The organism is Micromonospora sp. CNZ285 (genome assembly GCF_004637285.1).
In genome coordinates, this window is the sequence record NZ_SPQD01000001.1 from 4,990,212 (window position 1) to 5,006,330 (window position 16,119).

The window sequence follows — 16,119 nt, forward strand, 5'->3', positions numbered from 1 at the left end:
ACCGGCTCCACCGACGAACACATCCCCGGAACCGTCAGAACCCGGGCGATCAGCCGCCGGAGAGACGCACCCGCAACGCGTCCGCGACGATCCGCTCACTGCGCTGCTCGGTGGCGTACGCGAGGCGTACCGCCTCCTCCGCGTGCGTCAGCGCCTCGGCCCGGCGACCGCATGCGTCCAGCGCCTCGGCCAGCACCAGCAGCGCCACCACCTGGCTGCGGACGTCCTCCGCCGGGGCGGTGATCGACCGCTGCGCCCAGTCGAGCGCCTGTTCGCGCTGGCCGTGGGCGAGCAGCGCGGCGGCGTACCGGGCCATCGTCTGCCGCCGGGAGAACAGCAGCGAGGGCGCGTTCGCCGCGCCGGTGGCGACCGGGGCGAGCAGCCCCACGGCGGTGCCCGGATCACCCGCCGCGAGGCGGGCCATGGCGAGCAGCACCCGGGGCGCGACCTGGGCCGGCGCCTGCGGGTTGTGCGGCTCCACCCGGGTCAGCACCGACCGCGCCTCCCGCTCGGCGGTCTCGTGGTCGCCCATGTCCAGCGCCACGAAGCCGCGCAGCGTGCCGGCCATACCGGTGAGCAGCGGGTGGGTGGTGCGGTCGGCGTACTCCAGCGCGTCGGTGAACAGGTCGGCCGCGTGTTCCGGCTCGCCCAGCCCGCGCGCCACCACCCCGCGCACCACGAGCGCGAAGCCCTGCCCCCAGTCGTCGCCCACCTCGGCGAAGTCCCGGTACGCGCGCCGCGCCGCCCGGTCCGCCTCGGCCAGGTCGCCCAGCTCGGCGGTGGCGTACGCCTCGACCGCGCGCAGCGTCCCCACCGCCCACGCCTCGCCGACCCGCTCCCCGAACGGCAGGAACACCCGCGCCATCCGGCACGCCTCCCGCAGCCGGCCGGCCAGCAACCGGGCGAAGGCGGTGGTGCCGCGCAGCCAGGCCCGCCCGTACGGGTCCTTCAGCTCGGCGAAGAGCCGGGCGGCCCGGCCGAGCACCGCGTCGGTGCCGGCGAAGTCGCCCCGGGTGGTGGTCACCCAGGCCAGGTTCTGCAACGACCACGCCTGCCCGCGCGGATCCCGGGCGGCGAGACTGACCTGGTAGGACGCGGCCAGCCGGCTGCTCGCCTGCCCGAGCCGGCCGGCGATGAAGTCAGCCATGCCGAGCCGCCGCATCGCCGAGGCCCGCAGCGTGGGCAGGTCGGCGTCGGTCGCCACCTGCAACGCCTCCTGCCAGTTGCACTCGGCCCGCTCGGCGTCGCCGAGTGTCTGCTGGGCCTGCCCGGCGAGCAGCAGCGCGGCGGTACGGGTGGCCGGGTCGCCGGTGTTCGCGGCGATCTTCTCGGCGAACGCCAGCGCGTCGGCCGGGCGACCGACCTGGAGCAGCGCCCGGGCGTGCACCACCCGGTCGGCCGCCGGCACCCCGTCGCGGGCCAGCTCGGCCGCGCGCTCGGCGTACTCGACGGCGAGCGCCGGCTCCCCCGACCGCAGCGACCGGCGGGCGGCCCGGCCCAGCGCGGCCACGCCCAGCGGGGTGACCGCCCGGGCCGGCGCGTCCGGGCGCAGCTTGACCGCGTCGGCGAGCGCTGTCGCCCGCTCCACGTGCTCGGCGACGAAGTCGTCCCGGGCAGCCTCGGTGAACGCGCCCCCCGGTGCGCCGCCGGTCTCGTCGACGCTCTCCGGCGCGGCCCAGCGGGCCAGCGCCGCGTGCCGCTCGGCCAGCTCGGCCTTGCTCACCCCGGCGTACGCGGCCTCCCGCATCAGCGGGGTGGCGAAGGCGAACCCGCTGCGGGTGCGGTGCAGCATGCGCCGTTGCAGCAGCTCCTCCACGGCCCGGTCCAGCTCGACGGCGGCCACCGCGGCGGGCCGCCCGTCCTGCCCGACCCGCTGCTCCCGCAACGCCTCCAGCGCGCCCGCCGGCACGGTGTCGCCCACCACTGCGGCGTCCCGCAGCGCCGAGCGGGCGTTCGGCGGCAGCGCGTCGATACGCGCGGCCAGCACCGCGGCCAGGTCCCGGGAGAGCAGCCGGCTGCCGAGCGAGCCGGGGGCGAGCCGCCAGCCGACGTCGGTGCCCCGCCCCGGCCCGGCGGTGAGCGCACCGCGCTCCATCAGCAGCGTGACCAGCTCGGCCAGGTAGAACGGATTGCCCTGCGCGGTGGCGAGCAGCCGGTCCGTGTCGGTCTGGGGCATGCGGCCACCGGACAAATAGCTGGTGAGCAGCCGGGACGCATCAGCGCCGCGCAGCGGCGGCAGCGCGTGCACCTCGGCGTCCGCGACGCGGGTCAGCGCGCCGGCGGTCCGTACCAGCTCGGGACGGCCGAGCAGCAGCACCAGCACCGGCCCGCTGAGCCGGTTGAGGGTCAGCGCCAGCGCCTTGAGCGTCTCGGCGGTGGCGTCGTGCAGGTCGTCCACCACGATCACCAGCGGCGCCTCACCGGCAAGCGCGCTGAGCAGGTCCGCCACCGCTGTCGGCACCGCTTCGTCGTCCGGCGGGGGTCCGGCCGCGTTCCACTCGCCGTTCTCGGTGGCGGGCGGGAGTTCGGCGTACCCGAGCAGGGCCAGGAGCTGGTCCACGGCGATCGGCGGCGGGTCGCCGGGGAGCCGGGACAGGCGCTGGCCGAGGCGGCGCAGCCGCTCCTCGACGGCCGGCCGGGTGACGGCGGTGGCCGCGTCGCCGGGCAGGCCGACGGCAGCCCGGACCAGGTCGGCCAGTGGCGCCAGCCGGCGACGCTCGCCGAACGCCGCGCACCGCACCGAGAGCACCCGGGCGCCGGTGTGCGCCGCGTACCGCCCGGCGCCGACGTCGTAGCCGGCGGCGAGGCGTTCCACCTCGGCCGCGAACCGGGACTTGCCGATCCCCGCCTCGGCGGTCATCAGCAGCACCCGGGGCTCACCCCGGTCGATCACCTCGGCGAGCCGGCCGGCCACCCGGCCGATCTCGGTCTCCCGGCCCACGAACGGCGCCTCGTCACCGAGGCCGGACCGGGTGCCGGGCGCGTCGAGCAGGCCCAGCAGCTCGTACGCCTCGACCGGTTCCCGCTTGCCCTTGAGCCGCAGCGGGCGCAGCGCCCGCCAGGAGGCGACGTGCCGGGTGGCGGCGGAGGTGCGCGCCCCGGCGTAGACCGCGCCGACCGCGGCGGCGTCGGCCAGCCGGGCGGCGGTGTTCACCGTGTCACCGATGACCGTGTACTCGATCGCCGCCTGGATGCCCGCGATCACGTCCCCGGTGTTGAGGCCGACGCGCAGGCCCAGCGGCGCGCCGCCGCCGCGCTCGTCGTCGAGCACCCGCCGCACCGCGCGCTGCATGGACAGCGCGGCGCGGACCGCCCGCTCGGCGTCGTCCTCGTGCGCCACAGGCGCGCCGAAGACCGCCATGATCCCGTCGCCGGTGAGCTTGTCGACGTGTCCGCCGAACGTCTTGACCGCGCCCGCGAGGGCGGCCAGCACCCGGTCGGTGACCGCGCCGACCCGCTCCGGGTCCAGGTCCTCCGACCAGGAGGTGAAGTCGGACAGGTCGCCGAAGAGCACAGTCACCACGCGGCGCTCGGCGGCGGGCAGTGTGGCGGCAGCCGGAAGCGCCGCCCCGCAGTTGTGGCAGAACCGCGCCCCGGGCACGGCGACGGTTCCGCACACCGGGCAGGTCACGGCTGCTCCACTCCGAGGTGTTCGAGCTGGGCCCGGACCGACCACTCGGCGGCCCACCACAGCGACCTGTCGACATCGGCGTAGACCACGGCGACCACCTCGGCCGCGGTGGTGGCGCCCGCGGCGACGGCGGCGCGCACCTGGTCCAGCCGGGCCCGCCGGTGGGCCAGGTAGAAGTCGGCCGCCACACCGCAGTCGGCGAGCGCCGGGCCGTGGCCCGGCAGCGCCGGAATCCCCCGGTACGTGGAGAGCAGCTCCAGGCTCGACAGGTAGTCGCCGAGGTGCCCGTCCGGGTGGGCGACCACTGTGGTGCCCCGGCCGAGGATGGTGTCACCGGTCAGCACCACGTGCTCGCCGTCGTACGCGGCGACCAGGCAGACCGAGTCGGCGGTGTGCCCGGGGGTGGGCAGCAGCCGCAGGTCGAGCCCCACGTCGATGGTGGTGCCGGCGGTGAGCGGCTCACCTCCGGCCGTGTGCGCGGGGTCGGCGGCGAGCACCGGTACGCCGTCGAGCAGCTCACGCAACCGGGGCGCGCCCTCGGTGTGGTCGGCGTGCCCGTGCGTGATCAGCACGCATCCGATGCGTCCCTGCGCCGCGATCGCTGCGAGGTGCCCCTCGTCGGCGGGCCCCGGGTCGACCACGACGGCGGGCGCGTCCGGCCCGGCCCGCAGCACCCAGGTGTTGGTCCCGTCGAGCGTCATCGGCCCCGGGTTCGGCGCACGCAGCAACGTCACCCACCCCGGCAGCCCGTCCGCAAGCGCCCCCGCCGCACCGGCCATACGCCCACCCATGGCTGCGATCGTACGACTCCGCCCGCCGCTCCCCGCGATCTTGCAGTTCCGGCCCGAGCTTTGTCCCCGTCTGGGGCTTCTGCCGGGGCCACAACCGCAAGATCGCGGGTGCGGGCGGGCGCGTCACGCGACCTCGACGATGACCTCTACCTCTACCGGGGCGTCGAGGGGGAGCTCGGCCACGCCCACGGCGCTGCGGGCGTGGCGGCCGGCCTCGCCGAACACGGCGCCGAACAGGTCGGAGGCACCGTTGATCACGCCGGGCTGGCCGGTGAAACCGGGTGCGCTGGCCACGAAGCCGGTCAGCTTCACGACCTTCACCACGTTCTCCAGCCCGACCAGCGCGTCGATCGCGGCGAGCGCGTTCAGCGCGCACCGCTCCGCCAGGTCCTTCGCCTGCTCGGCCGAGACGCCGTTGCCGACCTTGCCGGTGGCGAGCAGCTTGCCCTCGGCCATCGGCAGCTGGCCGGACACGTAGACGTGCTGCCCGGACTGGACGGCCGGCACGTAGCTGGCCACCGGCGGCACCACCTCGGGCAGTTCGAGGCCGAGCTCGGCGAGCTTCGCGTGGGGTCCGTTGCTCATGGAGGTCAGCCCTTCGGACGCTTCAGGTACGCGACGAGCTGCTCCGGGTTCGGGCCGGGGACCACGGAGACCAGTTCCCAGCCGTCCTCGCCCCAGTTGTCGAGGATCTGCTTGGTCGCATGGACCAGCAGCGGCACCGTGGCGTATTCCCACTTCTGCATCGGAGGAGGGCTCCCTTGCCTGACTTGGACTTCGGTCAGGCACAGCCTACGGTCCGCCGCGGTCACCAGGACGCGGGACGCGGCTCCGGCGCCGGTGGCGGCTCGCCGCACGGGCCCTCGTGCTCGAAGCGCTGCGGGCACCGGCTGCGGTCGGGCAGCAGCAGGTCGCAGAAGACCCGGTGCCTGTTGTTCTGGTCGTCGGCGGTGGAGACGGTGGTCTCGCCCGCGTCCAGCTCCACCAGGAAGCCCAGCGAGGTGGCGACGGTGCCGGCGAGCGCGGTGGCCGCCTCCAGGTCGGGCACCCGGACCTGGAGGTGGATGACGTAACCGGGCTCGTCCTCGTCCCGCCCCTTCCCACCGGAGCGGGGCAGCGTCCGGACCGCCTCGACCGGCGGGCCGTAGGAGCGCTCGTTGAACGGCGCGCCCGGCACCTCGGCCTCACCCGGCCGTCCGGCCCGGTCACCGGGGAACTGGGCTCGGGGACTGTTCTCCGCGTCGCGCATCCGTCGCCTCCGGGCGTCGTACCTGTTCACCAACACCGCCATCCGGCTCGGAGCCGTCCCCGGCCCGGCTCTCCGCGTCGGGGACGAACGTAGATCCTGCGACAAGTCCCGGCAACGGGACGCGCACGCTTCGTCACGTCCAGTCACATTTGCGACACAAGGCTGGTCGGGAAGGCGGTAGCCGTGTCCGCCCGGCGGAGCGCGTACGCGGGGCTGGCAAGCGCACCGCCGACCGATACCCTTCCGGACTGGACGCGCGCCGACGCGCGCCCGCACACCTCGACCCGTGCCCGTCGCCTGGGGCGGCGACGGGAGCCGCAACCCGGGGGAGACAGATGACCCAACCGCCCGCCGGTGGCGACACCGGCACGCCCGGCGACCCGAATCCGCAACCGCCGCCCGTCGGCGGCGCGCCGCCGGGACCCGCACCCGCAGCCGGTCCGCCGGCGTACCCGTCCGACACCCCGCCGCGCAAGCGACCGGCGGTGCTGATCGTCTCGCTGGTGCTGGCCGCCGCGGTCGTACTCTGCGGCGGTGGGGGCACTGCTGCGTTCCTCGCGTTACGCAACAGCGAGGACGGCCAGGGCGCGAAAGAACCGCAGGTAGCCGTGGACGGCTTCCTCAAGGCCGTCTACCAGGAGCGCGATGCCGGGAAGGCGGCCGCGTTCGTCTGCTCGGCGGCCCGTGACGACGAGAAGATCGCCGCCAAGGTCACCGAGGTACGGGAGTACGTCGCGCAGTACCAGAACCCCCGTTTCCGCTGGCCCACCCCGACGGTCGACAACCAGACCGGGGACCGGGCCACCGTCTCCGCGCGGGTGACCATGACCACCGCCGACGAGAAGGTCGCCGAGCAGGCGCTGCGTTTCACAGTGGTGCGGAAGACGGGTTGGTGGGTCTGCGAGGTCGGCTGATCCCACCGGCCGGACAGAGCTGGTCCCAACGGCTGGTTAGGCTCGACGGGTGGCAGCTAGTGAGCAGCCGGCCGAGTCCGCCGGCAGATGGCCGGCCCGCCTGCACGTGGTGACCGGCAAGGGCGGCACCGGAAAGACCAGCGTGGCCGCCGCGCTGGCCCTCGGCCTGGCCGCCGAGGGCCGGCGCACCCTGCTGGTCGAGGTGGAGGGCCGGCAGGGCATCGCCCAGCTCTTCGGCACCGACCCGCTGCCGTACGAGGAACGGCACCTCGCCGACGCGCCCGGCGGCGGTGAGGTGCGGGCGCTGGCGGTGGACGCCGAGGAGGCGCTCCTCGAATACCTGGACATGTTCTACAAGCTCGGCGCGGCCGGCCGGGCGCTGCGCAAGCTCGGCGCGATCGACTTCGCCACCACCATCGCGCCGGGCCTGCGCGACGTGCTGCTCACCGGCAAGGTCAAGGAGGCGACCACCCGCACCAGCGGGTCACGCCGGACGTACGACGCGGTGGTGCTGGACGCGCCGCCGACCGGGCGGATCGGCCGCTTCCTGAACGTGACGGCGGAGACCGCCAGGCTGGCGAAGGTCGGCCCGATCAAGACCCAGAGCGAGGGCGTCTCCGCGCTGCTCCGGTCCCCGATGACCGCGGTGCACGTGGTCACGCTGCTGGAGGAGATGCCGGTCCAGGAGACGCTCGACGCGGTCGCGGAGCTGACCCAGCTCGGTTTCCCGGTCGGCCGCGTGATCGTCAACGGCGTCCGTCCGCCGGTGCCGGCCGGGCGCGCGGTGACAGCAGCCGAGCTGAAGCGCGGGCTGGCCGCCGCCGGCCTGCCGACCGACGGCCCGACCGTGGCCGGGCTCGTCGAGGAGGCTCGTGACCAGCAGGTACGCCGTGAGCTGGAGGACTCCCTGCGGGGTGACCTGGTGGATCTGGGCCTGCCCCTGGTCGAGTTGCCGCTGCTGCCCGAGGGGGTCGACCGGGCCGGGCTGGAGACGCTCGCCGAGGCCCTCGTCCGGGCGGATTGACTCACACCTGCGGCCGGCACGGAGCAGAGAGGCCCTCGGGACCGATACGCTCGATTGGTGCCTTCCGAAGACGCGGCGCCTCCGCTTGACGTCGACCAGATCCTCGCCGACGACGGCGTACGGATCGTGGTCTGCTGCGGGGCGGGCGGCGTCGGCAAGACGACCACCGCCGCGGCGCTGGCGCTGCGGGCGGCCGAGCGGCACGGCCGGCGGACGGTGGTGCTCACCATCGACCCGGCCCGCCGGCTGGCCCAGTCGCTCGGCCTGACCGAGCTGGACAACACACCCCGGCAGGTCAAGGGCATCGACGTCGAGGCCAGCGGCGGCGAACTGCACGCCATGATGCTCGACATGAAGCGCACGTTCGACGACGTGGTGCTCCAGCACACCGACCCGGCGAAGGCTGCGGAGATCTTCGCCAACCCCTTCTACCAGGCCATGAGTTCCACCTTCGCCGGCACGCAGGAGTACATGGCGATGGAGAAGCTGGGCCAGTTGCACGCCCGGGGCGAGTGGGACCTGATCGTGGTGGACACGCCGCCGTCGCGGTCCGCGCTCGACTTCCTGGACGCGCCGGCCCGGCTGTCCCGGTTCCTCGACGGCCGGATGCTGCGGCTGCTGCTGGCGCCGGCGCGCAGCGGCGGGCGGAGCATGTTCAGCCTGGTCACGGCCAGCTTCGGGATGTTCTCCAAGGTGGTGCAGAAGGTGATCGGCGCCCAGCTGCTCACCGACCTGTCCGGCTTCGTGGCCGCCCTCGACTCGATGTTCGGCGGGTTCCGGCAGCGCGCCGAGCAGACGTACCGGATCCTCCAGGCCCGGGAGACGGCGTTCCTGCTGGTCGCGGCGCCGGAGCCGGACGCGGTCCGGGAGGCCGCCTACTTCGCCGGTCGCCTGCGGGAGGAGCGGATGCCGCTGGCCGGGCTGGTGCTCAACCGGGTGCACCGGCCGGCGTCGGACCTGTCCGCGGCGGAGAGCCTGGCCGCCGCGGAGCGGCTGGCCGGCCTGGGTGGGCACGAGGGCACCGTCGAGGTGTTGCGCGCGCACGCCGCGCTGACCCAGCAGGCGGTACGCGAGGAGCAGGTGGCGGCCCGGTTCACCGAGGCGTTCCCGGCGGTGCCGGCGGTGTCGGTGACGGCGCAGCCCGCCGACGTGCACGACGTCGACGGGCTGCGGACGATCGGCGAGGCGATCAGCCGGAGCTGACCGGTGCGGTCAGGTGGCCGTGGTGACCAGGACCTTGTCCTTGCCGGCCTTCTCCTTGGCGTTCTTCTTCATGGCCGCCTCGAACATCTTGCGCCAGCTGGTGACCTGCGGGTGACGGCGCAGCAACGCCCGGCGCTCGCGCTCGGTCATGCCACCCCACACGCCGAACTCGATCCGGTTGTCGAGCGCGTCGGCCAGGCACTCGTACCGAACTGGGCAGCTCCGGCAGATCCTCTTCGCCACGTTCTGTTCGGCGCCCTGTACGAACAACGCGTCCGGGTCTCCGTTCTGACATGCCGCCAGTGACGGCCAGTCAGTGATCATGCCCATCTGTACACGTCCCCCCTTGCAGTACCTACCGACTTCGCGCGAGCAGCCCTCGTACATCCCCCCGGTCGTTCGCCCCGGCCTCCCCAGGGCGGCACGAACGACACCGGCTGCGATCGCCGCCACCATCATGCTGTGTAGTCGCCCGATTACGCAACGTTGTCGGCGAAATCCATCATTCCGGACACTCCCGGCTTCCCGGGCTTTCGCCCCGCGACTACCCCGCCCGACTACGTGAAAACGCTGCGCCGCTCCCGGAGTTCGGCGAGACTTCCGCCGGATCCCACGCAACCTCGGACCAGGGCTCGTGCGTTTAGCACAACGAGGCCGGCGCGTGCAGGAAATGGGGAAAGTTCCCCGCGCGCCCGCCATTCCCTACTCGCGTACCCTGTCGAGGTGACCTGGATGCGGAAACGTGACCACAACGTGCTGACCAACGCCGCATCGCTGCTGATCTGCGGCCTGTTGGCCGGAGTGGTGGTCGCTGCGGCGGCCTTCCCCGTGGCGGCGATGTCGGGCCTGGCCGCGAAGGCCGGGGCGGAGACGTTCGAGGCGCTGCCCAAGGAGCTGACAGTCGCCCGGGCACCCCAGATCACCAAGCTGCTCGCGGCCGACGGCAAGACCGTGCTGGCCACGATGTACGACGAGAACCGCAAGGACGTCCAGCTCAAGGACATCTCGCCGCACATGCAGAAGGCCATCATCGCGGCCGAGGACCACGACTTCTACAAGCACAACGGCGTGGACATCAACGGTGTGGCGCGGGCCTTCGTCAACAACCAGGCCGCCGGCTCCTCCCGGCAGGGCGCGTCGACGCTCACCATGCAGTACGTCCGGCTGGCCATCTCCTACTCGGCCACCCACCCGGCCGACGTCGTCGCCGCGACCGAGGACACCAGCGGCCGCAAGCTGCGCGAGATGAGCCTGGCGCTCCAGGTCGACAAGGAGCTCTCCAAGGACGAGATCCTCCGGCGCTACCTGAACATCGCCGCGTTCGGCAACGGCGCGTACGGCATCTGGGCGGCCAGCCAGGTCTACTTCAACAAGCCGCCGAGCAAGCTCGACATCCAGGAGTCGGCGATGCTCGCCGGCATGGTGAAGGCCCCCACCGCTTTCGACCCGACCACCAAGGCGGGTTACCCGGAGGCCGTCGGCCGGCGCGACTACGTCATCCAGAACATGGTGCAGATCGGCGCGATCACCCAGCAGGAGGCGGACGCCGCCAAGAAGATCAAGCTCCAGGTCAAGGGCAAGCGCACCCCGAACGGCTGCACCCAGACCACCACCCGCTCCTGGGGCTTCTTCTGCGACTACCTCTACCGCTGGTGGCTCCAGCAGGAGACGTTCGGTGCCACCTCGTACGACCGGGAGCGGCGGCTGAAGAGCGGCGGCTACACCATCATCTCCACGCTGGACGTCCAGGCCCAGAAGGGCGCCGACAAGGCCGTCCGCAACAAGCTCGGCGAGAGCAGCAAGGCGGCCCGCATGGTGGCCGCTGTCGAACCGGGCACCGGCCGGGTCCGCGCCGTGGCGGTGAACCGGAACTTCAAGCTCGACGACCCGGCGGACCCGCAGAACAAGATCTCCAGCGACCCGAAGAAGGCCAAGAAGAAGATCCGGGGCAACTACCCCAACACGGTGAACCCGCTGGTCACCGGTGGTCCCGGCATCGCCGGCTACCAGGCCGGCTCGACCTTCAAGATCTTCACGCTGGTGGCCGCGCTGGAGAAGGGCTACCCGCTCAGCTACCCGATCAACGCGCAGCCGGTGTTCAAGTCGGACTACCCGGTCGAGTTCAACTCGCCCGCCGCCTGCCCGGGCACCAGCAAGTACTGCCCGAAGAACGCCAACCCCGCGATGGCCGGCATGCACAACATGTGGAGCGGCTTCGGCTACTCGGTCAACACGTTCTTCATCGACCTGCAGCAGCGGGTCGGCGCGGAGAACGTGGTGAAGGCCGCGCAGAAGCTCGGCATCACGTTCCGCTCGTCGAGCGACGCGCAGCTCGCCGCCAACCCGCACCAGTGGGGCGCGTTCAGCCTCGGTGTCTCCCAGACCACGCCGCTGGAGCTGGCGAACGCGTACGCCACGCTCGCCGCCGACGGCAAGTACTGCGAGCCGATCCCGGTGCAGGAGATCCGCGGCCCGGACGGCGAGAAGCTGGACGTCGCCAACCCCCGCTGCGAGCAGCGCGTCAGCACCGAGGTGGCCCGCGCCGCCGTGGACGCCGCGCGCTGCCCGGTCGGTGACCGCTCCTCCACCACCAAGTGCGGCCCCGCCACCGCCGGCAACGTCCGCGGCATCGTCAACGCGCCGGTGGCCGGCAAGTCCGGCACCACCGACTCCGACCGCACCTCGGCCCTGGTCGCGATGACCAAGCAGTACGCGGTGGCCGGCATCATGGCCGACCCGGACTGGCCGCAGACCAACCAGAAGATGGGCCACGACGAGACGCCCCAGGGCATCAACCCGGCGGTCTACCAGACGTTGCGCGACGCCATGAAGGGCAAGGAGCGGAAGAACTTCACGCCGCCCAGCGGCAAGATCGTCCTGGGTGACCAGCGCTCCATCCCGGGCGTGAAGTGCGAGTCCATCGAGACCGCGAAGTCCCGGCTGAAGGGCGCCGGCTTCGAGCCGGTGGTCTCCAGCAACAAGGTGCCGTCGGAGTGCCCGGCCGGCACCGCCGCCGGCACCAGCCCGGACGGGCGCACCATCAAGGGTGGCGTGGTGATGATCGAGGTCAGCTCCGGCCAGGGCACCCCGGAGCAGGGCGACACCGCCACACCGGGCCGGCCGGGTGGCCCGGGCGGACCGGGTAACGGCGGCCGGCCGGGACGACCGCCGAACTGACAGCCGACACAGCGACGGCCACCTCCCTCGGGAGGTGGCCGTCGTCGTTTCCGCGCTACCGGAGCGCCGGGGTCAGAGACCGAGCTGGCGGCGTACCTCGGCGGCGACCCGACCACCCTCGGCCCGGCCGGCCACCGCGCCCTGGGCCGCCTTCATGGCCGGGCCCATCTGCGCCTTGCCGGTGAAGCCGCCCGCGGCGAGCGCCCCCGAGACCAGCTCGGCCAGCTCCTCGTCGGAGAGCTGCCTGGGCAGGTAGCGCTCCAGCACCTCACCCTCGGCGGTCTCCTTGCCGGCCTGCTCGGCGCGCCCGGCGTCGGCGAACGCCACCGCCGCCTCGCGGCGCTTCTTGGCCTCCTTGGTCAGCACGGCGAGCACCTCGTCGTCGCTGAGCTCGCGCTTTTCCCGGCCGGCGACCTCGGCGTTGCCCACGGCGGCCAGGGCCATCCGCAGCGTGGAGGTGGTCAGCTCGTCGCGCGCCTTGAGAGCGGCGCGCATGTCGGCGGTGAGACGGTCCTTCAGCGTGCTCATGGACGGTGAAACTACCCTGAACGCCATGCGAAAGCGCACACTATTCCGGCTCGCGGCCGGAACCGTCGCCGCCGGCGCGGCCACCCTGGCGTACGCGTCGCTCATCGAGCGCAACATGTTCACCCTCCGCCGGTACGACGTACCGGTGCTCCCGACCGACGCCGAACCGCTGCGGGTGCTGCACCTCTCCGACCTGCACATGATGCCCGGCCAGCGACGCAAGCAGGATTGGGTGGCCTCGCTGGCCGCGCTCGACCCGGACCTGGTCGTGGTCACCGGCGACAACATGGCGCACCCGGAGTCGGTGCCGGGCGTGCTGCGCGCCCTGCAGCCGCTGCTCGACCTGCCCGGCGCGTTCGTCTTCGGCTCCAACGACTACACCGGTCCGGTCTTCAAGAACCCCTTCACCTACTTCCTGCCCGACCGGGAGTACACCGAGGGCGTGCCGCTGCCGTACGAGGAACTGCGCGACATCCTCACCGGCGCCGGCTGGGCCGACCTGAACAACGCCCGCACCACACTCAAGGGCGGCGGGCGGGAGATCGAGCTGGTCGGCGTGGACGACCCGCACATCGAACGGGACGACTACGACGCCGTGGCGGGCCGGGTCAGTGGCGACGCGGCGCTGTCGATCGCGGTGTCCCACTCCCCCGAGCCGATCGTGCTGGACCGGATGGCCGCCGACGGCTTCGGTCTGCTGCTCGCCGGGCACACCCACGGCGGTCAGGTCTGCGTGCCCGGGTACGGCGCCCTGGTGACCAACTGCGGGCTGCCCCGCTCAATGGCGCGCGGGCTGCACCGCTGGCCCGGCTCGGACTCCTGGCTGCACGTCTCCGCCGGCCTCGGCACCCACCCCACCGCCCCGATCCGCTTCGCCTGCCCGCCCGAGGCCAGCATCCTCACCTTGATCCCCCGCTGACCCACCGGCAGATCTTGGTACGCGGCCGCCCCTCGGAGGGCTCATCCGTACCAAGATCTGCCGGGTACGCGGGGCGGGGGGTACCGAGTTTGACCGTGCGGGCGGGTGGGCTACTATTTGTCGGCACGCCTCGGGGTGTGGCGCAGCTTGGTAGCGCGCTTCGTTCGGGACGAAGAGGTCGTCGGTTCGAATCCGGCCACCCCGACCAGAGGTAAGAGGGCACATCCGATCTCGGATGTGCCCTCTGCGTTTCCCCGGCCCCGCTCACCGTCGCAGTAGGATCCCGCCATGCCACGGCCGGTCGTCTTCGACCTCTTCCACACCCTGGTCCACGGCGCCGACGACGAGCGGGACCGGGTGGTCGGTGAGATGGCACTCATCGTCGGGGTGGATCCGGCGGCGCTCGTCTCCGCGTACCACGCGACCTGGCGGGACCGCCTCGTCCGCTGGAACGCGCCGGAGACCGTCCGCATCCTCGCCGAGCGCCTCGGCGGCTCGCCGACGCATGAGCAGGTGGCCCGCGCCGCCGCGCACCGGCTGGCCCTCGCCCACCGGGTGCTGGGCCGCGTCACGCCCGCCACGCTGGGCGTGCTCGACGCGCTGCGGGAGCGCGGGCACCGGCTGGCCCTGATCAGCAACGCCACCTCGGAGACGGCCGAGGCGTGGCCGGGCGGCCCGCTCGCCCGGCGTTTCGAAGTCACGGTGTTCTCCTGCGAGGCCGGGCTGGCCAAGCCGGACCCGGCGATCTACCGCACAGCCGCGGAGCGGCTGGGCGTCGCGCCGGCCGACTGCGTGTACGTGGGCGACGGCGCGGACGGCGAGCTGGCCGGCGCGGCGGCGGCCGGCATGACGGTGCTGCGGACGACGGAACACCAGGACACCGATCCGGGCTGGACCGGAACCGTGATCGGGAACCTCCGTGACGTGCTCGCCCACCTGGAGCAACCGGCCTCGATCGAATAGATCGACAGGACTGCCCGAAGCCACCCCGCCACGCGCGGTTGCCCCTGCTGCCTGGCAAAGTATGCGCATGCCGCCGATGATCCGATCCCGCCTGACCGATTGGACCACCGTCGCGCCCCTGGTCGCCGTGCTCGTGCTCGTGATGACCTGGGGACGGGAGTTGCCCGGCCCGCTCATCTTCGTGGTGGCGGGCCTGCTCGCGGCGGCCGTACTGGCGGCTGTGCACCACGCCGAGGTGGTCGCGCACAAGGTCGGTGAGCCGTTCGGTTCGCTCGTGCTCGCGGTGGCGGTCACCGTGATCGAAGTCGGTCTGATCGTCACACTGATGATCAGCGGCGGTGACAAGACGCAGGCGCTGGCCCGGGACACCGTCTTCGCCGCCGTGATGATCACCTGCAACGGCATCCTCGGCCTGTCGCTGCTGCTCGGCGCGCTGCGGCGGCAGGTGGCGGTGTTCAATCCGGAGGGCACCGGCGGGGCGCTGGCGACGGTGGCGACGCTCGCCACGCTCAGCCTGGTGGTGCCGACTTTCACCACGAGCCGGCCGGGCCCGGAGTTCTCCCCCGCGCAACTCGCCTTCGCGGCGGTCGCCTCGCTGGCGCTCTACCTGCTGTTCGTCATGGTGCAGACCGGCCGGCACCGCGACTACTTTCTCCCGGTGACCCAGGAGGGCAGCATCCTCGCCGAGGACAAGAACGGCGACGGGCACGCCGAGCCGCCGTCCACCCGTACCGCGCTGGCCAGCCTGGCCCTGCTGGTGGTGGCGCTCGTCGCGGTGGTCGGCGACGCGAAGACGATCTCCCCGGCGATCGAGACGGCGGTCGGCGCGGCGAACCTGCCGCAGGCGTTCGTCGGCGTGGTCATCGCGCTGCTGGTGCTGCTGCCGGAGACGCTCGCCGCGGCCCGGGCGGCCCGGCGGGACCGGGTGCAGATCAGCCTCAACCTCGCGCTCGGATCGGCGATGGCCAGCATCGGCCTGACCATCCCGGCCATCGCGATCGCCTCGATCTGGCTGGACGGGCCGCTGGTGCTGGGCCTGGGCGGCACGCAGATGACGTTGCTGGCGCTGACCGCGGTGACGGCGGTGCTCACCGTCGTACCGGGCCGGGCGACTGTGCTCCAGGGCGGGGTGCACCTGGTGCTGCTCGCCGCGTTCGTCTTCCTGGCCGCCAGCCCGTAAGCGGGCCCACTGCCGGCCCGCGCGCCGGCAAGAACCGTCAGTCGTGCGTCTCCGTCCGCGCCACCTCGGCGAACGCGGCGGTCAGGTACTCGGCGAACGGCCGCCCGGTGACCGCCAGCAGGTCGGCCATCAGCAGCGGCGCGTGCCGGGCGATCGCCGCCGGGTCGGGCGGGTTCTCGTCGTCACCCGGATCGTAGACGCCCAGCGCGCCGGCCAGCAGCACCAGCAGCACGTGCGGGTCGACGTCGGGCCACCAGGCCGCCGCCGACCGGACGCACTGTTCCAGCACCTGGCGTACGTCGTCGCCGTCCAGCCCGTCCGGGTGCCCCTCCTCCAGCAGCAGCCGGACCACGCCGCCGAGCACCAGCCCGGACCGGTCGGCGGCGGCCAGCCGCGCGACGGCCGGGGCGTACGCCTCGGCGTCGCGGGCCTGCGCGGCGCTCACCGCGTCGGTGGCCGTCTCGGCGATCTCGCGGGCCGGTGCGGGCAGGTGCCGCCAGGTCGTCGTCACCGGGTCAGCATGGCAGAGCACGTGTGATC

Annotated in this window: 15 protein-coding genes and 1 tRNA gene; 8 read left to right on the forward strand and 8 right to left on the reverse strand. The window is 73.2% G+C overall.

Going from position 1 to position 16,119, the window contains the following annotated elements; all coding sequences use genetic code 11:
- Positions 1 to 49 precede the first annotated feature (49 nt).
- From CLT75_RS22755 to CLT75_RS22775, 5 genes are all read right to left on the reverse strand, one after another.
- Positions 50 to 3,631: an adenylate/guanylate cyclase domain-containing protein gene (locus CLT75_RS22755; protein WP_135242381.1), complete on the reverse strand. Its 3,582-nt coding sequence runs from the start codon at positions 3,629 to 3,631 to the stop codon at positions 50 to 52.
- Positions 3,628 to 4,422 carry an MBL fold metallo-hydrolase gene (locus tag CLT75_RS22760; protein WP_486485248.1) on the reverse strand — a complete coding sequence of 265 codons (795 nt, stop codon included), beginning with the start codon at positions 4,420 to 4,422 and terminating at the stop codon, positions 3,628 to 3,630. Before CLT75_RS22760 ends, CLT75_RS22755 begins: the two co-directional genes overlap by 4 nt.
- Positions 4,423 to 4,545: 123 nt before the next feature.
- Entirely contained in the window at positions 4,546 to 5,007 is a 462-nt protein-coding gene (locus CLT75_RS22765) for a RidA family protein (RefSeq protein ID WP_135242382.1), read from the reverse strand.
- A gap of 5 nt (positions 5,008 to 5,012) precedes the next feature.
- Positions 5,013 to 5,168 (reverse strand): Sp36 family protein, encoded by a 156-nt coding sequence (gene sp36, locus CLT75_RS22770; RefSeq protein WP_013289021.1) that lies wholly within the window; start codon positions 5,166 to 5,168, stop codon positions 5,013 to 5,015.
- A gap of 62 nt (positions 5,169 to 5,230) precedes the next feature.
- Entirely contained in the window at positions 5,231 to 5,671 is a 441-nt protein-coding gene (locus tag CLT75_RS22775) for a hypothetical protein (RefSeq protein ID WP_135242383.1), read from the reverse strand.
- A 335-nt stretch (positions 5,672 to 6,006) separates the two neighbouring features.
- Here CLT75_RS22775 and CLT75_RS22780 point away from each other — a divergent pair, with 335 nt between their 5' ends.
- Genes CLT75_RS22780 through bagB form a run of 3 tightly spaced genes read left to right on the forward strand, consistent with a single transcriptional unit; the run spans position 6,007 to position 8,812 of the window.
- Positions 6,007 to 6,585, forward strand: coding sequence for an Rv0361 family membrane protein (locus tag CLT75_RS22780; RefSeq protein ID WP_135242384.1), 579 nt, complete (start codon positions 6,007 to 6,009; stop codon positions 6,583 to 6,585).
- Between the two features lie 49 nt (positions 6,586 to 6,634).
- Complete coding sequence (bagA, locus tag CLT75_RS22785) at positions 6,635 to 7,609, forward strand: ATPase BagA (RefSeq protein WP_135242385.1); 975 nt, start codon at positions 6,635 to 6,637, stop codon at positions 7,607 to 7,609.
- Positions 7,610 to 7,663: 54 nt separating this feature from the next.
- The gene (gene bagB, locus CLT75_RS22790; protein WP_209310370.1) at positions 7,664 to 8,812 is read left to right on the forward strand and encodes an ArsA-related P-loop ATPase; all 1,149 of its coding nucleotides are present in this window, start codon (positions 7,664 to 7,666) and stop codon (positions 8,810 to 8,812) included.
- Between the two features lie 9 nt (positions 8,813 to 8,821).
- Here the strand turns inward: bagB and CLT75_RS22795 are convergent, their stop codons facing one another.
- Positions 8,822 to 9,142, reverse strand: coding sequence for a WhiB family transcriptional regulator (locus tag CLT75_RS22795; protein WP_043327856.1), 321 nt, complete (start codon positions 9,140 to 9,142; stop codon positions 8,822 to 8,824).
- Positions 9,143 to 9,544: 402 nt separating this feature from the next.
- Between CLT75_RS22795 and CLT75_RS22800 the strand changes: the two genes are divergently transcribed.
- Positions 9,545 to 11,989: a transglycosylase domain-containing protein gene (locus tag CLT75_RS22800; protein ID WP_135242387.1), complete on the forward strand. Its 2,445-nt coding sequence runs from the start codon at positions 9,545 to 9,547 to the stop codon at positions 11,987 to 11,989.
- A gap of 72 nt (positions 11,990 to 12,061) precedes the next feature.
- On the opposite strand, the gene CLT75_RS22805 is transcribed toward CLT75_RS22800, so the two are convergent.
- Positions 12,062 to 12,517 carry a GatB/YqeY domain-containing protein gene (locus CLT75_RS22805; RefSeq protein ID WP_135242388.1) on the reverse strand — a complete coding sequence of 152 codons (456 nt, stop codon included), beginning with the start codon at positions 12,515 to 12,517 and terminating at the stop codon, positions 12,062 to 12,064.
- A gap of 25 nt (positions 12,518 to 12,542) precedes the next feature.
- On the opposite strand from CLT75_RS22805, the gene CLT75_RS22810 reads away from it, so the two are divergent.
- The 4 genes from CLT75_RS22810 (at position 12,543) to CLT75_RS22825 (ending at position 15,579) form a co-directional block, all read left to right on the forward strand.
- A complete protein-coding gene (locus CLT75_RS22810) occupies positions 12,543 to 13,436 on the forward strand; it encodes a metallophosphoesterase (protein WP_135242389.1) in 894 nt (297 codons plus the stop codon).
- A 131-nt stretch (positions 13,437 to 13,567) separates the two neighbouring features.
- Positions 13,568 to 13,644, forward strand: a tRNA-Pro gene (locus CLT75_RS22815).
- 80 nt (positions 13,645 to 13,724) lie between these two features.
- Positions 13,725 to 14,399: an HAD-IA family hydrolase gene (locus tag CLT75_RS22820; protein WP_135242390.1), complete on the forward strand. Its 675-nt coding sequence runs from the start codon at positions 13,725 to 13,727 to the stop codon at positions 14,397 to 14,399.
- Between the two features lie 76 nt (positions 14,400 to 14,475).
- On the forward strand, positions 14,476 to 15,579 hold the full coding sequence (locus tag CLT75_RS22825) for a calcium:cation antiporter (protein ID WP_135242391.1): 1,104 nt from the start codon (positions 14,476 to 14,478) through the stop codon (positions 15,577 to 15,579).
- A 37-nt stretch (positions 15,580 to 15,616) separates the two neighbouring features.
- Here CLT75_RS22825 and CLT75_RS22830 read toward each other — a convergent pair whose 3' ends face one another.
- Entirely contained in the window at positions 15,617 to 16,090 is a 474-nt protein-coding gene (locus CLT75_RS22830; protein WP_486485249.1) for a hypothetical protein, read from the reverse strand.
- Between the last annotated feature and the right edge of the window lie 29 nt (positions 16,091 to 16,119).

What these genes read in the sequence shown, in the direction of transcription:
- CLT75_RS22825 (WP_135242391.1), top strand. Translation starts at nt 14,476, where the DNA reads ATGATCCGATCCCGCCTGACCGATTGGACCACCGTCGCGCCCCTGGTC.
- CLT75_RS22805 (WP_135242388.1), bottom strand. Translation starts at nt 12,517, where the DNA reads ATGAGCACGCTGAAGGACCGTCTCACCGCCGACATGCGCGCCGCTCTC.
- CLT75_RS22820 (WP_135242390.1), top strand. Translation starts at nt 13,725, where the DNA reads ATGCCACGGCCGGTCGTCTTCGACCTCTTCCACACCCTGGTCCACGGC.
- CLT75_RS22810 (WP_135242389.1), top strand. Translation starts at nt 12,543, where the DNA reads ATGCGAAAGCGCACACTATTCCGGCTCGCGGCCGGAACCGTCGCCGCC.
- CLT75_RS22760 (WP_486485248.1), bottom strand. Translation starts at nt 4,422, where the DNA reads ATGGGTGGGCGTATGGCCGGTGCGGCGGGGGCGCTTGCGGACGGGCTG.
- CLT75_RS22795 (WP_043327856.1), bottom strand. Translation starts at nt 9,142, where the DNA reads ATGGGCATGATCACTGACTGGCCGTCACTGGCGGCATGTCAGAACGGA.
- CLT75_RS22800 (WP_135242387.1), top strand. Translation starts at nt 9,545, where the DNA reads ATGCGGAAACGTGACCACAACGTGCTGACCAACGCCGCATCGCTGCTG.
- CLT75_RS22780 (WP_135242384.1), top strand. Translation starts at nt 6,007, where the DNA reads ATGACCCAACCGCCCGCCGGTGGCGACACCGGCACGCCCGGCGACCCG.
- CLT75_RS22775 (WP_135242383.1), bottom strand. Translation starts at nt 5,671, where the DNA reads ATGCGCGACGCGGAGAACAGTCCCCGAGCCCAGTTCCCCGGTGACCGG.
- CLT75_RS22765 (WP_135242382.1), bottom strand. Translation starts at nt 5,007, where the DNA reads ATGAGCAACGGACCCCACGCGAAGCTCGCCGAGCTCGGCCTCGAACTG.
- sp36 (WP_013289021.1), bottom strand. Translation starts at nt 5,168, where the DNA reads ATGCAGAAGTGGGAATACGCCACGGTGCCGCTGCTGGTCCATGCGACC.